Source organism: Duganella flavida, assembly GCF_009857445.1.
GTDB classification, from domain to species: domain Bacteria; phylum Pseudomonadota; class Gammaproteobacteria; order Burkholderiales; family Burkholderiaceae_D; genus Rugamonas; species Rugamonas flavida.
The window spans coordinates 1-255 of sequence record NZ_WWCN01000084.1 but is presented as its reverse complement, the minus strand read 5'-3'; the positions used below and the strand labels follow the sequence as shown (position 1 = coordinate 255).

General features: G+C 48.6%; 1 protein-coding gene. It reads left to right on the top strand.

Annotated features, from left to right (window positions below):
- On the top strand, positions 1 to 255 hold a 255-nt coding region (locus GTP46_RS30530), incomplete at both ends, for an IS3 family transposase (protein ID WP_161010123.1).

Genomic DNA, 255 nt, shown 5'->3' with positions numbered 1-255 from the left:
CTGGTTTGGCGCGCAGTACCTTTTACTATCAGCAGCAGGTATTGCAGGCACCAGATAAGCACCAGCAAATCAAGAAACAAATTCAAACCATTTTCGCCCGCCATCACGGGCGCTATGGCTATCGTCGCGTCGCCGCCACCCTCGGTCAGCAAGGACACAAGATTAATCATAAAAAAGTGCAGCGTCTGATGAGCCAATTGGGTCTTAAATCATTGGTACGACCAAAGAAATACCGCTCTTACAAAGGTGAAGTCG